The organism is Rhodoferax sp. ZS1R25, from assembly GCF_056521335.1.
This window is the reverse complement of record NZ_JBWMAZ010000008.1, coordinates 1-3,600: the sequence shown is the minus strand read 5'-3', so window position 1 is coordinate 3,600 and position 3,600 is coordinate 1. Positions and strand designations below refer to the sequence as shown.

The following is a 3,600-nucleotide window of genomic DNA, read 5'->3' as shown; positions in this document are numbered from 1 at the left end:
TTCGATTCCGAATCAAAGTACTGCCCCGGGAACCTCAAATTCACCGCAAAGCTAGGCGCCGTGGCCTTCAGCAAGGTCGGCTGGTTGGTAATCGCCACCTTCGGATTGGTCGTAGCTTTCAGAACGCCAGTGGGTGCGTTATCCCCAAACCCGCTGTAAGCCCACTGCCACACCACCTTGTTCGTGTCATCGGTGATGCTTCTAGGCGTGCCCAGGTGGTCGGTGTGCACCGCGTAGAAGCGGGTGTTGCGGTACAGGCCTATGAGCAGGGCCTGTCCTGATTCGGTTGGCAGGTACAGGTATTCAATCCGGCCAGCGCTTTTCGTACCCCCATTGCCGTATTCCCCCAGCAGGTTGTAGCTGCCCAGGTTCCCGTCTGCGTACACAAAGCTCTGCCCCAGGGTGGCGTTCGTTTGGGCCTGGGCAAACAGCCAGTTGAAGTTCTTCTTGAGCCAGGCGATGAAGTCTGTGCCCAGCTCGGCTTCGTTCGGGGCTGTCTGCGCCACCTGTGGCTCGCTCTTGAAGACGCGCTGGCCCAGGGCGTTGTGCAGGTAGACCACTTTGCTGGCCTCGTCACTGTCACCCACTTGCACCTGGCTCAGTCGGTTGCTGGCGTCGTACTGGAACTGGCGCAGGCCGTCGCTACTTAAGTTGCCGGCTGCGTCCAGTTGGTAGTTGACCTGGGTGCTGGTACTGCTGGTAACAGGCTTGCCCTTGCTGTTGAGCTTTTGGCTGGTGTTGGTCTGGGTGAAGCCCAAGAGGCGGTTGCTGTCCGTGGCGATGTTCAAGGCCTGGGCGGTGGTTCTTTGCAGGTCAGCCGCATCGAAGTCTCCGTCCAGGTCGGTGTCGCTGGTGGTGGTGTCTTGGGCGCTCAGACGGTTGCTATTGGCGTCATAGCTGTACTGGGTAGTGCTGCCTGCGCGGGCGAAGCTGGTGAGGCGGTCGCGGGCATCGTAGGCAGCGATCCAGTTGATGGGTACTTGGTAGGTGCTGGCGGGCGTGGTGTCGGTGGCCGCTTGCAGGGCCCAGAGGTTCTGGGTGATGCCGGTGATGCGGCTGGCCGCGTCGTACTGGTAGCTGGCGAATTCGTTGTTCACCATGCGGCCACTGGTATCAAAGCTGCGGCTGGCTGCGTCGCAGGGGGTGGCTGTGGCGGTGCTGGCGCTGCCAGTGAGGCAGTTCCAGGTCCAGCTCTTAGGTTGGTTCAGCGCGGTATAGGCCAGGTTGCTGACCCAGGGGAGCACGGGTTGGTTCTTTCCAGGCTCCTGCACGTCGATCTGTACTACTTGGCCCACATTACTACCAGTGCCCAGGCGGTAGAACACTTTCAGACCACTGGGATAGGTCACTTGGGCCAGCGCTCCCCCGGGATGGTAGGCATAGGCGGTGGTGTAACTGCTGGGGTTTGCTGGGTTGTCGTTGACCGTCTGGGTCTTGCTCAGCATGCGACTCAGCACGTCGTAGGTGTAGCTCGTGCTACCACTGGGGTCTGTGATCTGACTCACATTGCCCGCTGCGGTGTAGGCGAGGGTCTGGGTTTTGCCATCGGCCAGGTTGATAGTGGTCGGGCGACCCAGGTCATCGCGGGCGAAGTTGGTGGTTTTACCCAGGGCGTCGGTCTTACTGGAGACGTTGCCGGCTGCATCCCGCACGTAGCTTTGCGTGCCACTGTCCGGGCTGGTCTCAGACAGGACTTCGCTCCAGGCGTTGCGCACATAACTGGTGGTGATGCCTTTGGGGTCTTTGGCACTGGCCAGTTCATTCAACGCAGTCCAGGCCGTACTGGTACTGCTGTTGTCGGGCAAGGTGGTGGCCGTGGGCCTGCGCAATCCATCCAGGGTTTGGCTGGTGGTGTGGCTCAGCGGGTCGGTCTGGCTGGTGGCCTGGCCGTTGGCATCAAAGCCGAACTGGGTGCTTTGACCTTGGCCATTGGCAACAGCGCTCACGCGGTTCAGGCTGTTGATGGTGCGGCTGGTGGCCCAGGCGATGCTGCCGCTGGCGTCTTGGAGTTGTTCCAGCGTGCGGTTGCCCATCCCGTCCAGGGTGTAGCTGCTGCGGTTGCCCCGGTTGTCGCTGGCAGCGGTCAGGCGCTGGGCGGCGTCGTAGGTGTAGCTGACGGCGTAGCCATTGGGCAGGGTGACGCTGGCGAGCTGGCCACTGGGGGTGTAGGTGTAGCTGGTGGCCTCTCCGCCGGCGCTGACTTGGGTAAGGCGTCCGCGCAGGTCGTAGGCGTAGCTCGTGACCAAGCCACCGGGTTCCGTTTGCGTGGCTAAGCGCCCTGCTGTGTCGTAGGTGTACGTGGTGGCTTGGCCCAGGGGGTTGGTGGCGCTGGTGCGCTGGCCTTGGGGGTTGTAGGCAAAGCTCCAGACCTTGCCCAGAGGGTCGGTTTGGGTGGCAACCAAGTTGTTGGCGGTGTAGGTCCACGCCCAGGTACGGGCTTGACCGTTGCTGGGACCGCCGGTTGTGTCGGTGGTGGTTTCGCTCAAGGGGTTGCCCACACCGTCGTAGCTGGTGGCGGTGGTGCGTCCCGGTTCGGTCACCAGCACGGGCAGGCGCCAGGTGGCGTGCCATTGGGTGCTGGTGGTGACGGCTTCGGGGCGACCGGCGGCCTGGGTGGTGCTCAGCGGCAGGCGGCGGGCGCTGTCCCAGGTGTACATGGTGAGTACGCCTGCGAAGTCGGTCTCGCTGTCGATGAGGCCGCTGGCGTTTTGCACACGGCTGGCGGCGTCACTGCCACCCGATCCACTGGGTTTGTCGGCAGCAGTGACGGTGAGTTTGCCCAGCGTGGTGCCGTAGTTGTAGTTGCGGGTGGTGCCCAGGGGGTCGGTGATTTGAGCGCTGGTCCAGGCGGTGGTGGCTGGGTAGGCGACCTTGTAGTAGTCCGCACCTCCTGCATAACCGCTCTCGATCGCCCTGCCCTGTGCGTCGTAGACGACGGTGGCCAGGCGGATGCCGCGTTCATCCACCACGCCGGTGACCGATTGGGGCCAGCGGCTGTCTTCATAGAGGTAGGTCTTGGAGACGTTGCCGGGGTAGCCTACGGTGATCAGGCGTGCGCTGCTGTCAAAGGTGTAGCTGACTACTTGCCCGTCGGGCATGGTGGCACTGGTCAGTTGGCCGGCTGCGTTGTAGGCAAAGCTGAGGCTGCGGCCAAAGGCGTTGGTGACGCTGCCGAGTTGGCCAGCTCCATTGCCTGTTGCGATGTAGCTGTAGGTGGTGGTCCAGCCGTTGCGTTCGGTCTTGCTGAGCAATTTGCCTGCAGCGTCGAATTGCCAGCGGCTGTCGTCGTCGGCACTTTTAAGCAGGTAGCCGGTGGTTGGGGTTGTGGTGGCGACCAGGGTGCTGGTGCCTGTCGTTGCCGCCCAGGTGCTGGTGGAGGCGTTCCAGGTGAAGGCGCTGGTGCTGCCATTGCCCTGGATTAGGGTGGCCGTTGTGTTGGCGACCACTTGGAGGGTGTCGCTGTAACTGTGCGCCCAGGATGTGCCCAAGCCGGGGTTGGCGGCAAAGCCTGCAGCGCCTGAGACGGACCAGCGGCTGCGGTAGCTGCGGGTCAGGGTTAAGGCATGCGGGCCGGTGTCGGTGTAGTCGCTGTGGGTGTAG

General features: G+C 63.0%; 1 protein-coding gene. It reads right to left on the bottom strand.

Annotated elements, in window-relative coordinates; genetic code table 11:
• A partial coding sequence (locus AC097R_RS21250) for an RHS domain-containing protein (RefSeq protein ID WP_479600200.1) occupies nt 1-3,600 on the bottom strand: 3,600 nt, incomplete at both ends.